This is a genomic window from Mesorhizobium sp. BHbdii (assembly GCF_053848045.1).
Genome location: NZ_JBSPKX010000242.1, coordinates 1 through 428, shown reverse-complemented (window position 1 = coordinate 428; position 428 = coordinate 1). Strand labels below are relative to the sequence as shown.

Annotated in this window: 1 pseudogene; it reads right to left on the bottom strand. The window is 66.1% G+C overall.

Features of this window, described 5'->3' with window-relative positions:
- Nucleotides 1–428 (bottom strand): annotated as a pseudogene (ileS, locus tag ACWTU8_RS32840) (isoleucine--tRNA ligase); the annotation flags it as partial.

The window sequence follows — 428 nt, the reverse complement described above, 5'->3', positions numbered from 1 at the left end:
AGCCGGCACGAAGCGCGTGTCGTCGATGGCCTTCAGAGCGCGGCTGCGCAGCGTCGTGCCGTCGCCGAGGTCCTTGTCCATGTAGACGAACCATTGCGGCGTATTGCGGAAGATCACCGGCTTCTTCGACCGCCAGGAATGCGGGTAGCTGTGCTTCAGGCGGCCGCGCGCGAAGAGCGCGTTGCGCTTGATCAGTTCGTCGATCACGACCTGGTTGGCGTTGCCCTTCTTGCCATTGTCGTCGATGACACGCGCCGCCCCGCCCTCGCGATCCGGGCCGAAGCCTGGCGCGTCCCTGGTGAAGAAGCCGGCATCGTCGACCGTGAAGGGGATCACCGTGTCGATGCCACGAGTGCGCAGCTGAGGCGCAGCGTCCATCCAGGCGTCAAAATCCTCGCGGCCGTGGCCAGGCGCGGTGTGGACGAAGC